The organism is Stenotrophomonas sp. P5_A8, from assembly GCF_056400545.1.
This window is the reverse complement of the sequence record NZ_JBFULB010000005.1, coordinates 1-16,989: the sequence shown is the minus strand read 5'-3', so window position 1 is coordinate 16,989 and position 16,989 is coordinate 1. Positions and strand designations below refer to the sequence as shown.

Here is a 16,989-nt window from a genome sequence, read left to right as displayed (position 1 = left end):
GGCCGTTGGGCGGCAACCTCGTGAACCCTGAAGTATGCGTGGAGCCGGCCAGCGGCCGGCACCACCGGGGAATCCCCTGGGAATCGGCCATCGGTCGGTGCCCCGGAACCAGACGCATCCCGTGGCAGTGCCCCGGGATCCACCGCGGTGGGATGGGCGGTTTCCCGGCTTCAACGCCAGGTAGCCGCCCATTTTTGTTGCAGGCGGTTCAGGCCATCGCGGTGCGCGGACCGTGCTGCTGGGTCTGCTGGTCGATCTGGCGCTGCTCGCGCTGCTGGTCACCGGCGACCTGCGCACGCTCGCTGCTGTCCTGCAGGGACTGGTTCACCGCCTCGGCGGTCGGCACCGGCGCCCCGTTGCGGTTCAACGCCGATTCGTCGCGCATCGCATTGGCCTGCACCGTGCGCGCCATCGAACCGTCCTGGTTGAACTCCACCCGGTCGATGGTGTGCTGCCCGGCGCGTACCGCTTCCACGGTCAGCGCGCCGGCCAGGCGTTCGCTGTGCTGGCCGGAGGGAATGCCGCGTGCCGCTTCGGCTTCATGCACGCGCATCAGCGTTTCCATGTACAGCACGTGCTGCGGATTGCCCGGATCGGACAACGGGCGCACGCCAGTGCCTTCAGGCTGGGTGGGTGCCGCAGCAGGTACTTGCGCGCCATCGCGCTGTGGCGCGGCCGGCGTGGCCATCGCCGCGCGGGTGGCCGCATCGACCACGCCCGTGGCCTCCAGACCATGCGCGGTCTGGTAGGACGTCACGGCTTCGCGGGTGCCCGCGCCCAGGTGACCATCGACGCCGAGCGGCCGTCCCTTGGCGTCGGTATGACCCTGCGCGGCCAGCTCGGTCTGCAGCTGGCGCGCCTCACGGTCGATCGCCGCCAGCGTTGCCGGGCCGGCCTTGCCATCCACCGGCTCCAGCCCGTGCGCGCGCTGGAACGCTTCCACCGCCTGGCGCGTATCGGCATCGAAACGCTTGTCCGCGTTCAGTGCCTTGCCCTCGGCATCGGTATAGCCCAGCACCGATAGATTGGCTTCCAGCTTGCCCACCTGCTTGCCCTGCGACCCTTCCTTGAGCACCTGCGACGCCGCAGCGGGCCTGGCCGGCTGGATGTGCTCCAGCGCGGTGCGGATGTCCGGATCGCGGCCCTCGCCACCGGGCGAATAGTCCGGGCTGCTCACCTTGGTGTGCGCCCGATCCATCGCGTCCTTGTTGGTCGCGTAGGCATCTTCGTAACCCACCGCGATGTCGGCGGCCTTGGGCCCGTCGTAGTAGCGGTAGCGGGAACGGATGTCGCTGGCTTCGTCGCGCAGCGCCTGGTAGTCGCCGCCGTCCTCGAGCACCTTCTGCAGTCGCGGCAGCTGGCTGGGGAGCTGGTTGGCGGTCTTGGCCAGCAGGCTGATCGCCTCGAAGCGGTGCGCCTCGGTAATCTGGCTGCCATGCGCATCCACGATGTCCATCGCGGTCTTGGTCGCGTTGCGCACCTGCGGATAATCGATGTGGCTGTGGATCCACTGCTTGCCTTCGTTCGACCCGGCCCACGCGTTGATGCTGTCGCGGGTGCCTTCATCGAGGAAGCGGATCGAACTGCGACCCTGCAGGCCATTGCCATGGCTGAGCAGGTCCGCACGCAGGTCGGCGCGGTCCTCGGTGAAGGGCAGGTTGTGGCTCTTCGCATAGGCCTGCGCCTGGTCGATCACCGCATCCACGTAGGTCTGCTCGCCGGCCTGCAGCGGGCGGCTTTCGATCGCGCCCACCGGCCATCGGCCACGCTGGCCGAAGTCGACCTGGATCGCGCCCAGGCTGTAGCCGCTGTTCTGCGCCACGCTGCCGACCACGCCCCAGTCCGGCTCGCGCAGGCCCTGGGTGATGCCGGCAATGGCCAGGTGGTAGGAAGCCGGTCCGCCTTCGGTGCCACGCCCGACGGAGAAATACACCGCGCCGGAGGTGGCATCCAGATTGTGCGTGTCGATGTTGGTGGGCATGACATACATCCTTGTGTCGTAGGAGAGGAGGCGCCTGCGATCAGTCGAGCAGATCGAGGTACCGCTGCAACTGGTCGGCGCGTGCGCTCAGGCGCAGCATGTCGGTCTGGCTGCCCTGGAGGTTGCCGGGCTGCGAATCGTCATACAGCACCGCTTCCAGGCGGCCATCGAGATCGCGCGAGGTCAGCCAGGCGCGCTGCGCGGCGACCAGCTTGGCTTTGCGCGGCGCATCGAGGCGTGCCTGCAACTGCTTGTAGACCCGGTTCAGGCGCTGGTCCTGGCGGGTCTTCTCCTGGGAGATGCACGCAGCCTGTTCGATCGCACCGTGGGCGCGTTGTTCGCAGCTGGTGTAGGTCGCGCTGACGCCCTTGGAGGCGGCGGGGGCCGCCGCGGTTGCAGCGGTCGCGGTGGCACTGGCCACTAGGCCTGCCAGCAGCAGGGCGCGCAGGGGAATACGGGTGTACTGGGCCAGCATGTAGTGCTCCACCATTCCATCGTTGGTGGCCGAGTATACGAAGCCTGTCTGACGGCTGCCGTCACATGATTGACGGCGAAAACCACTGCGGCGGACCGGGCATCGCCCGGCCCGCCGCAGGCCGATCAGAACCGCTTGTGCCGCGCTCAGAGCACGGTCARGGTCACATCGATGTTGCCGCGGGTCGCGTTGGAGTACGGGCACACGATGTGGGCCTTCTGCACCAGTTCTTCGACCTGCTCGCGCGGCAGGCCCGGCACGTTGATCTGCAGCTCGGCCTGGATGCCGAAGCCGGTCGGAATCTGCCCGATGCCCACCTTGCCGGTGATCGTGGTTTCGGCCGGCAGGGCGACCTTGGCCTGGCCAGCCACGTACTTCAGCGCGCCCAGGAAGCAGGCCGAATAGCCGGCGGCGAACAGCTGTTCCGGGTTGGTGCCCGGGCCGCCGGCGCCGCCCAGCTCGCGCGGGGTGGACAGCTGCACGTCCAGCACGTTGTCGGAGGAGGTGGCGTGGCCTTCACGGCCGCCGGTGGCGGTGGCAGTGGCGGTGTACAGAATGGTTTCGATGGACATGGGAATCTCCTGCGGGATGGACGGGGGGTGAGCCAGTTGGCAGGGGTACTTTGACCCATCCTTGGGTACGGTGGGTTACATTTCGTCTACCAAACTTGATCAAGAGTCCAGCATGGTCGATCGCCTGCAATCCCTGCTCAGCCGCTTTGCGGTCAGCGCCGAGGTCTTCCACGCCGGCCCGTTGTGCGGCATCAACGACCTGGCCGCCGACGGCGAACGCGGCCAGCTGCACCTCATCCGCGACGGACAGGTGCGTCTGGAGCATGCCGACGGCAGCGTGCTGCAGATCGACCGGCCCAGCGTACTGCTGTACCCGCGCCCGCTCGCCCACCGCTTCGTCACCGACGCCCGGCGCGGCGCCGATTTCGCCTGCGCGCATCTGCAGTTCGAAGGCGGCGGCAACAATCCCGTCGCTGCCGCGCTGCCTGCGGTGATCTGCCTGCCACTGGACGCGTTGTACGGTGGGCAGCCGGTACTGTCGCTGCTGTTCGAAGAAGCCTTCGCCCAGCGCTGTGGCCGCCAGGCCCTGCTCGACCGTCTGTTCGAAGTGGTGCTGATCCAGATCCTGCGCGCGCTGATGGAAAGCGGCCAACTGCGTGTCGGACTGCTCGCCGGCATGGCCCATCCGCGCCTGCGCCACGCACTGGTGGCCATGCACGAGGCCCCGGCCGATGACTGGACGCTGGAATCGCTCGCCCATCGCGCCGGCATGTCGCGCAGCGCCTTCGCCGACAGCTTCCGCGACACCATCGGCAGTACCCCGGGCCAGTATCTGCAGGGCTGGCGCACGCGGCTGGTGCAGCAGGCCTTGCGCAAGGGGCAGCCGCTCAAGCGCATCGCCGTGGACGTCGGCTACGGCAGCGAGGCGGCGTTGTCGCGCGCGTTCAAGGCGCAGACCGGGCATTCACCGCGGCAGTGGAAGCAGGCTCTGTACGCTTGAAGACCTGTACGCCGCTTAGTACCGCAGCGGATAAACCGACGAGGTTCCGCCGGTCTATCGCATCGACGCCTGTTAACGCGGGTCCGTTGGGAAATCGTGGCCCATCCGGTACGTGTAGCCAGTCAGGTCCCAGCGACCGCCGTGGCCGCTTGATGGTTCCACCCATCGGTAGCTCCAGCTCTGGCGCGTGCCATCAGGCAGCGTGTTCTCCACTTTGTGTTGCCCGCCGGGATGACCGGTTTCGGGAAGACCGCCGGGAGGCAAGGGGGTGTCCGATGCGCTACGTATCGCACCGATGAAGTGACTCATCCGTTCGACAGTGACAACACCATTCCGGCCTATCGGCACACGATCCGGGGATCGGGCCGCGATCCAGTCCAGAATTCTGGCGCCCTCGACCTGTTCTGCCTGGTAGATGTGACTGATCACCATGACGGTCGTTCCCGATGCAGACGCTGCCGATGACAGTGACGCGATCCCGGCAGTGGTGAGGCACATGGCAAGCAGTAAGGGCAGTTGTTTTCTCATTGGGCCTGCTCCTTTTTCGTCACATCGAAAATTCAATGTGTTTCGCCGCGCAAAACTGGCGGCATCAAGAAGCTACGACAGCGACGTCGTTTCGCCCAATTCCGAGTCTCGATCGTGCAGCCGGCTCACCTTTGCCGATCCTATCGGGTGGCTGCGCGTCAGATCGCCCACTCCCGATCCGTGGTGAACATGATCGTCAGCCACCGATCGGTGGACTCCTCACCCAGCGCCTCGCCGATTTCATCGCGCAACCGGTCCCACTCGATCAGCGCACGCGGCGGGTCATCGGCGCGCACGACGAAGAACAGCTCGATCTGCTCGCCACGCCCGACCTTGGCCACGTAGCTGCGGTACTCGAGGAAACCGTGCCGGGCCACGATGGCGCGCGCCACTGCATCCACGTGCGCCTGCAGGTCCAGCGGCGTGATCAGCAGGATGTCCTTCAGCGCCTGGCGCACCGTGCCCAGCGGGGCCACCATCACGAACAGGCAGACCACCAGCAGGATCGCCGGATCGATGTACGGCACCAGCCACGCCCACGGTGTTCCGCCCAGCAGCCAGCCACCGACGAAGGCGACCAGGTAGGCGGCGGACATGCTCGCGGCCACCACCCAGTTCTTCGCATCGAGTGCGATGAACTCCGAGCCGATGGACCGGTTCGCGCGGCGCACGAACAGCGCCAATCCGGTTTCGGCGACGATCGAGATCACTGCGAAGAGGATCGCCGGCCCCAGCGCGATCTCGCGCCCGCCGGACATCAGCGCATCCACCGCATTGACCGCTGCATACAGCGCCGCCCCGATCATCAGCGTGCCGCTTACGCCCAGCACGATCGGCTCCAGGTGCCAGAAGCCCATGGTGAAGCGCTGGTTCAAGCGCGACTGCAAGGCATCCACGTTCGTGGAGAGGCTGATCAGGCGTACCACCAGCAGCGACAACCAGGTCATCACCACATCGATCAGCCCGTAGATGCCATCGAAGATGATCAGCGAGGAGTTGGCCAGCAGGCCGAACCCCACCGCCGCGGCGGCCATCGTCAGCGAGGCGGCGATGGACAGGCGCAGCACGCCCTGCTCGGTGGTGGGGTCGAAGGTGTGGGGGCGAAGCAGGGCAGTCATGGGTGTTCTGGGCGTGGGGCTGCGATGGCCCATTGTCCGCTGTTGCGCTGGTCGGCGGTGAAGACTACTGCGACCAGGTCATTCGCCGGCCTCGGCGCGCGCCCCTGCTGCACGGGGCGCGCGGCATGGCGCCGTCTGCACCTCGCCCGTGCCATTGCCGCGCAGGATACTGCCGACCAGCGACTTCCAGAACGCCGACGGATCATCTTCATTGACCGTGCCCTGCACGAAGATCGGCGGCGGCAGCCCGGCCCGTCGCATGTCGCTCTCAACGCTGAGCCGCGCGCCCTGCAGCCACTGCCCGAAGATCACCAGCTGCGGCGCGATCTGCTGCAACACACAGGCCTCGGCAAAGCGCGCCCCCAACTGGCGCTCGGCGAACGCGCCCACAAGATCGTAGCGTCGCCACTCCAGCAGGCCGATGCCGCATTCCAGGCGTCCGGCGAGCTCCACGCGGATGGGACCGCGCCGTCCAATGGATCGGGCAATGCCCTGTCGCCTGCGCTCATCCCCTCCCATCACCAACATCCTGAGCATGCAGGGTCCCTTTCATCCGTCGAGCCGATGATTAGGAGCCGCATGCGCCCACTCGATCCATCAGGCACGTCTGATTCGCGCGGGCCCGCCAGCGGCCGCGCGCCCAAGTCAGCCCGTTCGCCGTGGGTGATTTACAATCGCTCCGACGACGCGTCTGCGTCGCCGCTGGCAGGACGCCAGTCCGGCGTTTCGCTGATGTGGCAGGCCATGCGGCCATCAACAAGGAGAGGTTGGTAATGCATGCAGAGCGCAATCGTAGGGACATCCCATTCATCGGCTCCGGGAAGGGACGTTGGATGACCTTGGCGTTGGGCTTTTCCCTCGCTGCCTGCCAGGCCCCCCACGCCGGCGAGGGCACGCCGACCGGCCCCGCTGCCTCCTCCAGCGCGGCCGCGCCGGTGCCCGCGGCAGTGCCGACATCCGCCGCCCAACAGGCGCAGGCCGCAGGGCAGCCATCCCATGGACTGTCCGCCGCCGACCTCGCCATGGAGGCAGAGGATATGGGCCCCGATGTCCCCGACGACTCCTACCGCCGCGCCAACCTGCGCCCGCACTACAGCGCGTGCGTGGATGCCAGCGATGCGGTGACGCCCGCGTTGCAGGCGTGTGGCGATGAGGAGCTTGCCTGGCAGGAGCACCGCATGGTCGAGGCATTTGGCAAGATCGCCGACGGTCCGGATGGTCGGTTCAAGGATGAGGTGATGGACGACCAGGCCGCCTACATGCTCGATACGAAACGTCACTGCAGCTGGAACCCGGCCGAAGACGGCCAAGGCCAGATGCTGGATGCACAGTCGTGCCGGATCAACCGTACCGCCAATCGCGCCGATCAACTGGAAGCGCTCACGTTGAGGTGATCCCTCGCAACGCAGACTCGGGACGCGCCGGTGAGGTCCTGGGCCGAAGCAGTGTCGCGGCGGGCAATCGGCAACCCGCTGGCCCCGGATCGCAGCGTCGCAACAGGAAGCTGCGCAGAATGGAAACACGACAGTAGACAGTCGTGCCGGCGCCGTCTGGCACTCAAAAGGAGAAGCACAAAATGCAGATGTTGCGCAAAGGTTCTGAGTGTCACCGCGCCATCGTCGGCGGGCGTCGCTGGACGGCCCTGGTCCTGAGCATCGGGCTGGTTGCGTGTCACGCATCCGATTCCGGTCAGGCCACGCCGGCAGGAGCGGTCGCATCGCCCGGCGCTGCCACGTCCGGACCTGCCGAGGTGCACCGGCCCGCCCCGCAGCAGGCCCCTGAGGTTGAAAGCACGGCCGCTGCTGCCATGGACGACGACGTGTCGCCGCGCCGCCCCGATGATTCCTACCGGAAGGCAAATCTCCGCCCGTCGTACGACACCTGCGTGGATGCCAGCGGAGGTGCTACGCCTGCGTTGCAGGCGTGTGGCGATGAAGAGTTCGCCTATCAGCGCAGCCGTCTGCGCGCCGCGTTCGCCAAGATCGTGGAAGGTCCGGATGGCAAGGAGAAGGATGCGCTGATGGACGCGCAGGCGGCCTACATGGACGACACCGATCGCTATTGCACCTGGAACCCCGAAGAAGAGGGGCAGGGTCAGATGCTGGATGCGCAATCGTGCCGGCTCAACCGCATGGCCAACCGCGCCGATGAGCTCACGTCCATCACGTCGAAGTAAACCCCAGCGAAGGAGTGCCGCAAATGGATGTCGTGACTGAGGCAAAGCAAAGGATGGAACACTGGCACCGCGGCCAGACCTCCGCGCATTTTGAAACCAGCGGCCGTGGTCCTGGTCATGTGTCCACCGGGGCAGGCGATCATGGTGGCGTGTCGTACGGCAGCTACCAGTACGCCACCAACGTGGGCGGCGCGGCGGAGTATGTGGCGAGCTCCCGCTACGGCAACCGATTTGCGGGTCTGCAGCCGGGTACACCGGCTTTCACCGAGCGCTGGAAAGAGGTCGCCAAGGCCGACCCTGCGGGCTTTGCACAGGACCAGCACGACTTCATCCAGCACAAGTATTACGACGTTCAGATGAGCCGCCTGCAGAAGGCCGGCGTGGACCTCTCCGGGCGCGGTCCGGCGGTGCAGGACGCGCTGTGGAGTACATCGGTGCAGTATCGGGGACTCACCCTGCCGGTTTTCCGGAAGGGGCTTGCCGAAGCGCATGGAAAAGACTTCAACCTCGCTGCGCTGACCGATGAGCAGATCGTGCGTGCCGTGCAGGATTACAAGCACGCCAACGTGCAAAGGCATTTCGAGAGTTCCCCGAAACAATGGGACGCGTTGCGCGACCGCGCGCTCAATGAGAAGGCCGAGCTGGTCTCCCTGGCTCGCTACGACCATGTCAACCACGCGCCGCAGAATTACCAGGGCAAGAGCTACGAGCAGGCCTTCGGCGAGCCGGCGCATCGTCCGTCCGCAGCGCGTGGCGGCCGTGCAGCGATGGCCGATGGGATGCTGGTGCAGGGCGAGCGGGGCGCCGAGGTCCAGGCGTTGCAGCAGAAGCTGGTCCAGGCCGGCTACACCGGCAAGGACGGGCAGGCGTTGAACCCTGACGGCAATTTCGGCGCCAATACACAGCACGCAGTGCGTGAGTTCCAGAAAGCGCAGGGACTGCAGGAGGATGGAAAAGCCGGGCGTGCCACGCTTGCCGCACTGGCCGGCGCGGTGCGTGAGCCGGCGGCCACGCCGCCACGCAGTGAGGCCGTCCCGCCGCAGCGACAGCCCAGTCCTGGCGCCGAGCACGGCGGCGCCAGGACGGCCGCCGCGCCCGGGGGCGACCGCATCACCCTCGTGGAACCGTTCGGCAACGTCACCGCCAACCGGGTCATTGCCCACGGCATGTCGGGTGAGGCGGCATATCGCGAGATGAAGATCCACCACCCCAACGCCAACAGCGAAGCGGTGCGGACCGGCAACGCCAGCAAGGCCGACCGCCCGTCGCAGATCGTGGAAGGCGAACTGGAAACTGTTCGTACCCGTGGTGATAGAAATGGCATCCCGCTGGTCCACAAGGATCTGATCCTGACCGACCCGGACGGCGTCCGCCGCGTGATGATCCCCAACCCGGTCGCCGGCTACGTCCAGGTCAACGCGGACAAGTGGAACTCCATCAGCATCTGGAGCCATCCCCCGGGCGACCCGCAGCGCGAACTGGTGGGCCAGGTGCTGCATGGCGCGCGCGGTACCACGCCGTACAAGACCGGCGACTTCGTGGAGTACGGTGCGCCGTTGATCCGCCAGTCCGATGCCGGCACGCCGGGTGCGGTGCATGCGCATATCGAGCTGGAGCCGGACCAGTTCCGCCGCTATCTGGGCGATGTGCTCAACGACCGCATCACCTTGGGCGGCACCGTTCACGCACAGGGGCCGCAGGCAGCACAGGCCGCGCACGCCGCGCGGACCACCCCGATGGCCGATGGCGTGCTGATCCAGGGCGAGCGCGGCGACGAGGTCAAGGCGTTGCAGGGGAAGCTGTCGTCGCTGGGGTATCAGGGCGCAGACGGCAAGCCGCTGGCGGCCGATGGTGTCTTCGGCAAGGACACCTGGCGGCGGTCAAACAGTTCCAGTCTGCCAATGGCCTGGACGATGACGGCAAGGTCGGCCGCAAGACACTGGCGCAGCTGGACGCGCCGGCGGCGGTAAGGGCGGGGGCCCAGCCGACCACGCCTGCGACCCCGGCCAAGGCAGACCCGATTGCACCGCCGCCGGCGCCGCCGAGCCTGCGCGATCCGTCCCATCCCGAGCATGCGCGCTTCGGGCAGGCGCTGGAAAAGCTGCAGGTGCTGGAGCAGCAGCGGGTCGCTGCAGGTCTGGCGCCGCTGTTCGCCAACCCGCAGGAAACCGAACGCGCCGCCGGCCAGCTCGCCTACGAAAGCAAGGTCACGGGCATGCGCCAGATCGACCACGTGGTTGCTCGGCCCGATGGCAGCGGCTTGTTCGCGGTGCAGGGCACGGTGGGCGACCCGGCCTCGGTGCGGACCTTCGTGGATCGCACCCAGGCCGTGTCGCAGCCGGTGGAAGCCAGCACGCGGCAGGTGGAGGATCTGGACAAGCAGTTCGGCCAGCAGGCACAGGAACAGGAGCAGGCGCAGAGCCGGGCACGCGGACAGTAGCGTCGCCGCGGGCGACCACGCCGCCGGCCGTGTTGTTCAGGCCGGCGGTGTAAACTATTGATCTCACTGGCAATGCCGGTCTTTCCCCGATACGCCGCCCGATGACGTCCGCCACCGCCCGTTACGCCGCCTCCCTGCGCCTGTCCGTCGCCCCGATGATGGACCGGATCGACAGGTAGATATGTCAAGGGTTTCGGGGCGTCTGGCACAATTATGGCGCTGACCGCAGCTGCAATCGAAGAAGGGCCGCCCATGGGCGGCCTTTCTTATTGGGTCAGGCGGCGGTCGCTTTGCGCTGCCCATCCCACCAGCTGGCCACGTCCCGCGTGTCGTACACGTCACCTGTGCGCGGCGGCAGCAGGCCGGCGGTGTGCTTGTTGGCCATGGTCTTGGGTTTGGCCATCGGGAAGTAGGTCGCCCGCAGCTGTTCGAGGGTCATGGTGGCGCCGAACTGTCCGTACAGCAGCCAGAACGTGCCGAAGCCGTGCGGCCTCATGCGTCACCGCCGGCAAGACGCAAGCCCAGCTGCACCACGTTGCTGCCGACGACGGGCAATGCATCGAACCTGGGCTGCAGGCCATGCATCTTGTGCCAATGTGCCCACGCCAGATCGAAGGTCGCGCATTTCAGCGTCTTGCTGCATCGGCATTCGATGAAGTGGCCACCTCTCGCCTCCAAACGCCGCCCGTCCAAGATGTAACGCGCCGCATGCCCCGCCGGACACGGGGGTAGCGCCCGAGGTGCTGTCTGCTGCTGCTGTGTCATGCTGCCTCCCTCAGCCTGGCCGCCACGGCGCTCGCTGCGCCGCAGGAGAACCAGACTGCGATCATCGGGCGCTCAGTCATGGGCGGCCTCCTTTGGATGTGCACAAGCAGGGCAGTCGGCCGCGAGTGCAGCGGCGATGGCCGCGATGTAGACACCCTTGCCGAGCGGGCTGACGCCGGCCAGGATCGACGCAGCGACGTGTGGCAATCCTGCGGAATCGTATTCGCCCGCGAGGAAGCGGCGGGCGGTATCAAGGTCAGCCACGGGCTTCCTCCCAATCGGTCAGGGTGAAGGCTGCACCGCAGTTCCTGCACTCGTAGTCGCGGCTGGCGCCAAAGTGGTCGTTGTACTCGGCGTCATCCTTCACGTAGGTGCGAACGCATGGTGGAACGTCGGTGAAGTCGAGGCATCCAGTCGACTCACAATCCGGGCAACGTCGGCGCATGTCGCGCAGCATCAGTTCAAGCATGGGCCGCTCCCCGGCGCACAGCCATTCGCGAGCGCCTGCGCAGCCGTTGCGGGATCTGGCCAACGGCCAGGCCGCTGTGACGCTGACGCGCCGGCCGGGTTATCCAGAGGTGGTGCAGCAGGGCGCCGCCGGCGGCGGGGCCCAGCAGGATCAGCAGAAGCTCAGCCAGCTGCACGACAGCTGCGGCGGTAAGGAAGACCTCAAGCGCGCCGAGCGCCGGCCAATATCGAGGCGTTTACCTTCGGTGACGCCACGCCCGTACTGGAATCGCGGGGCATCCTCGACTATCTGGAATGCTGGCAGAGCGGGCGCTACTACGAGCCGCCAGTCGACCTGCACGGCTTGTCCCGCACCACCCGTGCCAACCCCTACCTGCAGAGCGGTCTGACGTTCAAGCGCAACATGTTGGTCCGAACCTACCGGCCCCACAAGCTGCTCAGTCGGGAAGCGTTCGCGCAGCTGGCCATGGACTACACCACCTTCGGCATGGCCTACGTCGAGCGGCGGCGCGCAGTGTCCGGGGCCGCGCACGCCTTGGCGGTACCGCTGGCTCAATACATGCGCCGTGGCGTCGAGGCCGTGGAGTTCTTTCAGGTCCGTGTTGGCGGCATCGAGCACGAGTTCACCCACGGCGAGGTGTTCCAGCTGCGCGAGGCTGACCCTGACCAGGAGATCTACGGGTTGCCGGAATGGATGTCGGCGGTACAGTCGGCGTTGCTCAACGAATCGGCCACGCTGTTCCGGCGCAAGTATTACAACAACGGCTCACACGCCGGGTTCATCCTTTACCTGACCGATCCGCAGGCCGAGGACGGGGACGTGCAGAATCTGCGCGAAGCACTGCGCCAGTCACGCGGCCCCGGCAACTTCCGCAACCTGTTCGTGCATTCGCCGAACGGGAAGAAGGATGGCCTGCAGCTGATCCCGGTCAGCGAGGTTGCCGCGAGGGACGAATTCGCCGGCATCAAGAGCATTACCCGCGACGACATGCTCGCGGCACTGCGCGTGCCGCCGCAACTGCTGGGCATCGTGCCGCAAAACAGCGGTGGTTTTGGCTCTATCCGCGACGCGGCGACGGTGTGGGCGGCCATGGAGCTGGCCCCGCTGCAGACGCGCATGACCGCGATCAATGAGTGGCTGGGCGAGGACGTGATCCGGTTTGATCCGTTCGATTTGGGGGTAGCGGCGGGATGAACGCGGCCAATTAGCGTCAAGGCAGTCCGCAATTCGGACAAGGAAGAGAGGAAGAGCGGCGATAGGCTGCTGGCGCGGGAGCAGGTTCCTCTGCACGGAGTTGTGAGAGATCCGCCAAGCATGTTGGCTGGAGCGAGAAGATTGGCATGCTTGGTTGCAATGCCCTGGCGCTGATCAGTTGGTGTTGTTACGCGAGAGGGTGCATCGACTTTGCAACTTGTTGTATGGACGATGCGCCCGATGCATCCAAGACTACGACAGGGCGTGTCATATGGCGTCTTAGAAGTCGAATATACCCATGAGGATTAGAGTAGTTGATCAAAAGTATCATTTCCCCAATGTTGCGTCCGTTTGAGTATTACGCGAAGTTCTCGGGGCGCTCCGGGCTTAAAGAGTATTGGTTGTTCCATCTATTTTTTCTCTTAATTGCATTGGCACTTGAGGCCTTTAGCATAATTTGTTCTGCGCTTGCGCCGGAGCCTGTGGTCTGGGCCTGTATCGCACTGAAGATATTGGTATACCTGCTATTCGCCATCCCCCTATTGGCAGTGAATGTTCGTCGCCTTCATGATTTGGATCAAGGGGCTTGGCTCTTGTTGCTCCACTTCGTTCCGTTTGGTGGACTGGTAATACTGTTTTGGATGTGTATCCCCGGTACGGTTGGGGGAAATCGGTTTGGGCCAGAGCCTGGCGTGATTTGAATGCTGCGCCCTGTTAGTCCCTGACTTCGTTTGGCTGCCTTGTATATGGAAGGATTCTCGGAAATTAGCGGCTCTAAGGGCGGCCTCACTGTAGGGACTTGTCAGGTTGAAGGCGGTATGACTGAAGCGACGAAGTGCTGTTTCTTGTCGTGTGATAGSTAGTCAGTGTTAACGCAAAGAGCCACCTCAAGGGTGGCTCTTTCTTTATGCATTACCAGCTGTAGCTCATGCCCAACTGCGCACTGGTCTGGTGATAGCCGCTGGCCTGTTGCCTGGCCAACCCGGCCCAGGCCCCGAACCCGTTGGCAAACTTCAGCGAGGCACCCGCGCTGACTTCCGCACGGCTTCGGGGAATACGCGCGTCCACGCGCTCGTCGTCCATCCACACCTGCGACTCGGCGCGGGTGCGCAGCCAGTTGGCCGCGATATAGGGCTGTACATCCGTGCCACCACCGCCCCATCGGGTCACCCCGGACAGGCGCAGGCCCACTCGGCCGTACAGACCATCGGCATCCTGCGTGGTCACCACCGTGCCATTGGCCTCAGTGTGGCGCAGGTCATCCCACCGGTTGTAGCCCACCTGCAGCTGCGGCTCCAGGAAGATCCCACCGTTCTGCGAGCCACCCACGCGGAAGGCGTAGCCGGTTTCGATGGCGCCTTGCCAGCCGCGACTGTCGTACCGCTCGGTAGCAAGTGCCACGCCTTCAACGCGATTGCGGAACTGGGCGCGCTGCAACGAACCGTCCAGGTAGAAGCCGGCATACGGGTCCACTCCGTTGCCTGCACGCCACGTTCCGTAAACGCCCAGTGCTTCGCCCTTGACCTTGCCACGGGCGTAGTAACCGCTCAGCGGGTTGGTGGAGGTGCTGGTGGCATTGCCGCTGGACAGCATCACGCCCGCGCCGCTGCCGGCGTCATTGCGCCACACATCCGCGCCAACGCTCAGGGACTGGCTATTGCCGTGCACATCAAGCTGGCGGCTGACCGCATCGAAACCGGTGCGTGACCCATCGACCCGTGCCCAGGCGCGGCCGCTGTTCTGGCCGGCGTGACGGTCGTGATAGCCCAGGCGGAACAACGTCTGCGTTGCCTGCAGATTGGCCAGGTAGGCGCCACCTTCCGGGCGCAGCACAGGTACCGGCGGYTCGACCGGATCCACGGGATCGACCGGATCGACCGGATCGACCGGATCAACGCCACCGCCGCAACCGGGCAGTGTCGGGTCGGCATCGCAGGGGTCCGGGGCAGTCGGCAGTTGAGATCGCAAGTACCAGTTACCCGCATCCTTGAAGAGGAAGTAGTCGTACTGACCACCCACCGCGCGGCCGGCCAGGTCAAACTGGCCATTGGAGGCGCCGGCCACCGTGATCAGTTCGATGCCATTGACCGTCTGTGCGCCGGCGCCGCCCACGTTATTGACGCGCACGTTAGTCTGGCCGCTGGTGTCGCCGCCGATAACGAGTTTGTCCGAGACAGCGTCGTCGCCAGCCAAGACTGTATTGAACAGAAGCGTGCCGCCGTTGCCGCTGTAGTTGCCGCTGACGTTCAAGGTATGGAACGCGCTGCCGTCGCCGAGTGCTATCTCGGCACCGGCCCCCAGCGAGAGCGTGCCGGTGGAACTATTGTCGCTCAATTGCCAGCGTGCGTTCTCCAACGCCATGGAGGTGACATCGCGCGTCGCACCCGTCAACGCTGCTCCGTTGACGAGAGAGACGTCGATAAGACTGGCTCCCGCATTGTCGATGTTGCCTTCCAGCTGACTGCTATCGACAGTCAGTCTCACCACGGCCTCATCGCCGTTGATCAGCACTATGTTGCCGTCGCCACCACGGAGATGGGCGCCATTGCGAATAGTAAATGCTGCGAGGAATGGATCAAGGCTTCCATCTGCATCGATATAGATGGCTGCGCCAGTTCGGCCTTCGACAGTAGATCCATCAATGACAACTTCAGCGGGGTCTTCAGGAGTGAAGCGGACATCGAATTGGCCGGCAATGCCGTATGTATCGCCGATAATTACGCTGCCATTGCGTGCAAGCACACTTGCGCCGCCCGAAATCCAAAGACCTGTGCCAGCGTCAAACGGATCGCTGGCTGATATGGCACTGCCATCAACGCTGCTGGCGTCCAGCTCGAGCGTGGTGCCACCGGAAACTACGGCGCCTATACCCGTGCCAAATAGACTGCTACGCAGGATACGTGCTACTCCGCCGCCGTTGGCGCCAGAGCCAGCCGAATAATTGAGGCTAAGCGCACGCCCAGAGTCGCTACGGACCATTGCGTCCGCCATCTGGAGATTCGATCCTCCAACCACCCGGATTCCCATGGGTGAACCCGACGCTGGGATAAAGGCGGTGGATTGGCTGAACGTGACGCTGGAGTTTGCATCTGCGTTGACGGCCAACGTACTGGCGCCTGCGCCGACGACAAGCTCTGCGCCGCTCAGCAGCCAGCTCTCAGGGGTGTCCCCTGCGTTGACTTCGGCTCGCTGTCCGGGGCCGAGCGTGGCTGCCACGCCAGGACCAGCCAGGCTAAGAAGTACACATGCCCACAGCGTATTGAACTTTGCAGGTTGTCGCGTGGAAAGTCTGTTCATCATGAAGTTCCATCAGGGGAATGATGCCGAAGGCCAAAGCCGAAGCTGTCTTCTGGAAATGGTCGCAACATCTCGGCGCGCCGAGATGTTGCACCTGACGGAAAATATGATCCATACAACTAGTTGCAATCGCCCCGGGGTGCTCGGTTGAGATCAATCGATTGATACCACTGAAAGCGATCTCCGACCAGGCGAAAACAACGGCGCCGTCTATGGGCGGCGCCGCATTGCATCAGCAGTTGCAGATTCTTACCAGCCGTAGCTCATGCCCAACAGCGCACTCGTCTGGTGGTAACCACTGGCCTGCTGCCGGGCCAACCCCGCCCAGGCGCCAAACCCATTGGCAAACTTCAGCGAGGCACCCGCGCTGACTTCCGCACGGCTACGGGGGATACGCGCATCAACGCGCTCGTCGTCCATCCACACCTGCGACTCGGCGCGGGTGTGCAGCCAGTTGGCCGCGATGTAGGGCTGCACAGCGGTCCCGCCGTCGCCCCATCGGGTCACCCCGGACAGACGCAGGCCGACGCGGCCATACAAACCATCGGCGTCCTGCGTGGTCACCACCGTGCCGTTGGCCTCGGTGTGGCGCAGATCGTCCCAGCGGTTGTAGCCGACCTGCAACTGCGGTTCCAGGAAAATCCCGCCGCTTTCTGCACCGCCCACGCGGAAGGCGTAGCCGGTTTCGATGGCGCCTTGCCAGCCGCGACTGTCGTACCGCTCGGTAGCAAGTGCCAAGCCTTCAACGCGATTACGGAACTGGGCGCGCTGGACCGAACCGTCCAGGTAGAAGCCGGCATACGGGTCCACTCCGTTGCCTGCACGCCAGGTGCCGTAGACGCCCAGTGCTTCGCCCTTGACCTTGCCACGGGCGTAGTAGCCGCTCAGCGGGTTGGTGGAGGTGCTGGTGGCATTGCCGCTGGACAGCATCACGCCCGCGCCGCTGCCGGCGTCATTGCGCCACACATCCGCGCCAACGCTCAGGGACTGGCTATTGCCGTGCACATCAAGCTGGCGGCCGACCGCATCGAAAC

The 16,989-nt window shown here is 65.3% G+C and carries 19 protein-coding genes; 7 read left to right on the top strand and 12 right to left on the bottom strand.

The features are described 5' to 3' along the window. Window positions 1-208: 208 nt before the first annotated feature. From AC1DQP_RS00720 to AC1DQP_RS00710, 3 genes are all read right to left on the bottom strand, one after another. Complete coding sequence (locus AC1DQP_RS00720; RefSeq protein WP_457319023.1) at window positions 209-1,981, bottom strand: peptidoglycan-binding protein; 1,773 nt, start codon at window positions 1,979-1,981, stop codon at window positions 209-211. A 40-nt stretch (window positions 1,982-2,021) separates the two neighbouring features. Beyond that, window positions 2,022-2,456, bottom strand: coding sequence for a lysozyme inhibitor LprI family protein (locus AC1DQP_RS00715; RefSeq protein ID WP_478050946.1), 435 nt, complete (start codon window positions 2,454-2,456; stop codon window positions 2,022-2,024). A 146-nt stretch (window positions 2,457-2,602) separates the two neighbouring features. Continuing rightward, complete coding sequence (locus tag AC1DQP_RS00710; protein ID WP_306175506.1) at window positions 2,603-3,028, bottom strand: organic hydroperoxide resistance protein; 426 nt, start codon at window positions 3,026-3,028, stop codon at window positions 2,603-2,605. Between the two features lie 112 nt (window positions 3,029-3,140). On the opposite strand from AC1DQP_RS00710, the gene AC1DQP_RS00705 reads away from it, so the two are divergent. Then, the gene (locus tag AC1DQP_RS00705) at window positions 3,141-3,968 is read left to right on the top strand and encodes a cupin domain-containing protein (RefSeq protein ID WP_457319021.1); all 828 of its coding nucleotides are present in this window, start codon (window positions 3,141-3,143) and stop codon (window positions 3,966-3,968) included. 72 nt (window positions 3,969-4,040) lie between these two features. On the opposite strand, the gene AC1DQP_RS00700 is transcribed toward AC1DQP_RS00705, so the two are convergent. From AC1DQP_RS00700 to AC1DQP_RS00690, 3 genes are all read right to left on the bottom strand, one after another. After that, the gene (locus AC1DQP_RS00700; protein WP_457319020.1) at window positions 4,041-4,496 is read right to left on the bottom strand and encodes a hypothetical protein; all 456 of its coding nucleotides are present in this window, start codon (window positions 4,494-4,496) and stop codon (window positions 4,041-4,043) included. Window positions 4,497-4,654: 158 nt separating this feature from the next. Further along, window positions 4,655-5,614 (bottom strand): cation diffusion facilitator family transporter, encoded by a 960-nt coding sequence (locus AC1DQP_RS00695; protein ID WP_457319019.1) that lies wholly within the window; start codon window positions 5,612-5,614, stop codon window positions 4,655-4,657. A gap of 78 nt (window positions 5,615-5,692) precedes the next feature. Beyond that, window positions 5,693-6,067, bottom strand: a complete 375-nt coding sequence (locus AC1DQP_RS00690) for a hypothetical protein (RefSeq protein ID WP_457319018.1) — start codon at window positions 6,065-6,067, stop codon at window positions 5,693-5,695. Window positions 6,068-6,651: 584 nt separating this feature from the next. Between AC1DQP_RS00690 and AC1DQP_RS00685 the strand changes: the two genes are divergently transcribed. From AC1DQP_RS00685 to AC1DQP_RS00670, 4 genes are all read left to right on the top strand, one after another. Then, window positions 6,652-7,008 (top strand): lysozyme inhibitor LprI family protein, encoded by a 357-nt coding sequence (locus AC1DQP_RS00685; RefSeq protein ID WP_478050945.1) that lies wholly within the window; start codon window positions 6,652-6,654, stop codon window positions 7,006-7,008. A 182-nt stretch (window positions 7,009-7,190) separates the two neighbouring features. Beyond that, window positions 7,191-7,790 carry a lysozyme inhibitor LprI family protein gene (locus AC1DQP_RS00680; protein ID WP_457319016.1) on the top strand — a complete coding sequence of 200 codons (600 nt, stop codon included), beginning with the start codon at window positions 7,191-7,193 and terminating at the stop codon, window positions 7,788-7,790. A gap of 53 nt (window positions 7,791-7,843) precedes the next feature. Further along, window positions 7,844-9,760 carry a peptidoglycan-binding domain-containing protein gene (locus tag AC1DQP_RS00675; RefSeq protein ID WP_457319015.1) on the top strand — a complete coding sequence of 639 codons (1,917 nt, stop codon included), beginning with the start codon at window positions 7,844-7,846 and terminating at the stop codon, window positions 9,758-9,760. Then, the gene (locus AC1DQP_RS00670) at window positions 9,661-10,230 is read left to right on the top strand and encodes an XVIPCD domain-containing protein (RefSeq protein WP_457319025.1); all 570 of its coding nucleotides are present in this window, start codon (window positions 9,661-9,663) and stop codon (window positions 10,228-10,230) included. Before AC1DQP_RS00675 ends, AC1DQP_RS00670 begins: the two co-directional genes overlap by 100 nt. Before the next feature lie 274 nt (window positions 10,231-10,504). On the opposite strand, the gene AC1DQP_RS00665 is transcribed toward AC1DQP_RS00670, so the two are convergent. From AC1DQP_RS00665 to AC1DQP_RS00650, 4 genes are all read right to left on the bottom strand, one after another. Then, entirely contained in the window at window positions 10,505-10,726 is a 222-nt protein-coding gene (locus AC1DQP_RS00665; protein ID WP_478050944.1) for a hypothetical protein, read from the bottom strand. After that, entirely contained in the window at window positions 10,723-10,995 is a 273-nt protein-coding gene (locus AC1DQP_RS00660) for a hypothetical protein (RefSeq protein WP_457321555.1), read from the bottom strand. The genes AC1DQP_RS00665 and AC1DQP_RS00660 overlap by 4 nt, the downstream gene beginning before the upstream one ends. A 72-nt stretch (window positions 10,996-11,067) precedes the next feature. After that, window positions 11,068-11,259: a hypothetical protein gene (locus tag AC1DQP_RS00655; RefSeq protein ID WP_457321553.1), complete on the bottom strand. Its 192-nt coding sequence runs from the start codon at window positions 11,257-11,259 to the stop codon at window positions 11,068-11,070. Beyond that, on the bottom strand, window positions 11,252-11,464 hold the full coding sequence (locus tag AC1DQP_RS00650) for a hypothetical protein (protein WP_457321551.1): 213 nt from the start codon (window positions 11,462-11,464) through the stop codon (window positions 11,252-11,254). The genes AC1DQP_RS00655 and AC1DQP_RS00650 overlap by 8 nt, the downstream gene beginning before the upstream one ends. Window positions 11,465-11,689: 225 nt before the next feature. Here AC1DQP_RS00650 and AC1DQP_RS00645 point away from each other — a divergent pair, with 225 nt between their 5' ends. Then, complete coding sequence (locus tag AC1DQP_RS00645; RefSeq protein ID WP_478050952.1) at window positions 11,690-12,658, top strand: phage portal protein; 969 nt, start codon at window positions 11,690-11,692, stop codon at window positions 12,656-12,658. A 338-nt stretch (window positions 12,659-12,996) separates the two neighbouring features. Further along, window positions 12,997-13,359: a DUF805 domain-containing protein gene (locus AC1DQP_RS00640; RefSeq protein ID WP_478050951.1), complete on the top strand. Its 363-nt coding sequence runs from the start codon at window positions 12,997-12,999 to the stop codon at window positions 13,357-13,359. A 211-nt stretch (window positions 13,360-13,570) separates the two neighbouring features. Here AC1DQP_RS00640 and AC1DQP_RS00635 read toward each other — a convergent pair whose 3' ends face one another. Then, window positions 13,571-15,955, bottom strand: coding sequence for an autotransporter family protein (locus AC1DQP_RS00635; protein ID WP_478050943.1), 2,385 nt, complete (start codon window positions 15,953-15,955; stop codon window positions 13,571-13,573). 249 nt (window positions 15,956-16,204) lie between these two features. Continuing rightward, window positions 16,205-16,989 (bottom strand): autotransporter outer membrane beta-barrel domain-containing protein (locus tag AC1DQP_RS00630; protein ID WP_478050942.1); only part of this gene is annotated, 785 nt, incomplete at its 5' end.

Excerpts from the sequence above, each read along its gene's own strand:
- AC1DQP_RS00700 (WP_457319020.1), bottom strand. The coding sequence starts at position 4,496 with ATGAGAAAACAACTGCCCTTACTGCTTGCCATGTGCCTCACCACTGCC.
- AC1DQP_RS00715 (WP_478050946.1), bottom strand. The coding sequence starts at position 2,456 with ATGCTGGCCCAGTACACCCGTATTCCCCTGCGCGCCCTGCTGCTGGCA.
- AC1DQP_RS00675 (WP_457319015.1), top strand. The coding sequence starts at position 7,844 with ATGGAACACTGGCACCGCGGCCAGACCTCCGCGCATTTTGAAACCAGC.
- AC1DQP_RS00650 (WP_457321551.1), bottom strand. The coding sequence starts at position 11,464 with ATGCTTGAACTGATGCTGCGCGACATGCGCCGACGTTGCCCGGATTGT.
- AC1DQP_RS00680 (WP_457319016.1), top strand. The coding sequence starts at position 7,191 with ATGCAGATGTTGCGCAAAGGTTCTGAGTGTCACCGCGCCATCGTCGGC.
- AC1DQP_RS00640 (WP_478050951.1), top strand. The coding sequence starts at position 12,997 with ATGTTGCGTCCGTTTGAGTATTACGCGAAGTTCTCGGGGCGCTCCGGG.
- AC1DQP_RS00720 (WP_457319023.1), bottom strand. The coding sequence starts at position 1,981 with ATGCCCACCAACATCGACACGCACAATCTGGATGCCACCTCCGGCGCG.
- AC1DQP_RS00685 (WP_478050945.1), top strand. The coding sequence starts at position 6,652 with ATGGGCCCCGATGTCCCCGACGACTCCTACCGCCGCGCCAACCTGCGC.
- AC1DQP_RS00665 (WP_478050944.1), bottom strand. The coding sequence starts at position 10,726 with ATGAGGCCGCACGGCTTCGGCACGTTCTGGCTGCTGTACGGACAGTTC.
- AC1DQP_RS00695 (WP_457319019.1), bottom strand. The coding sequence starts at position 5,614 with ATGACTGCCCTGCTTCGCCCCCACACCTTCGACCCCACCACCGAGCAG.
- AC1DQP_RS00705 (WP_457319021.1), top strand. The coding sequence starts at position 3,141 with ATGGTCGATCGCCTGCAATCCCTGCTCAGCCGCTTTGCGGTCAGCGCC.
- AC1DQP_RS00660 (WP_457321555.1), bottom strand. The coding sequence starts at position 10,995 with ATGACACAGCAGCAGCAGACAGCACCTCGGGCGCTACCCCCGTGTCCG.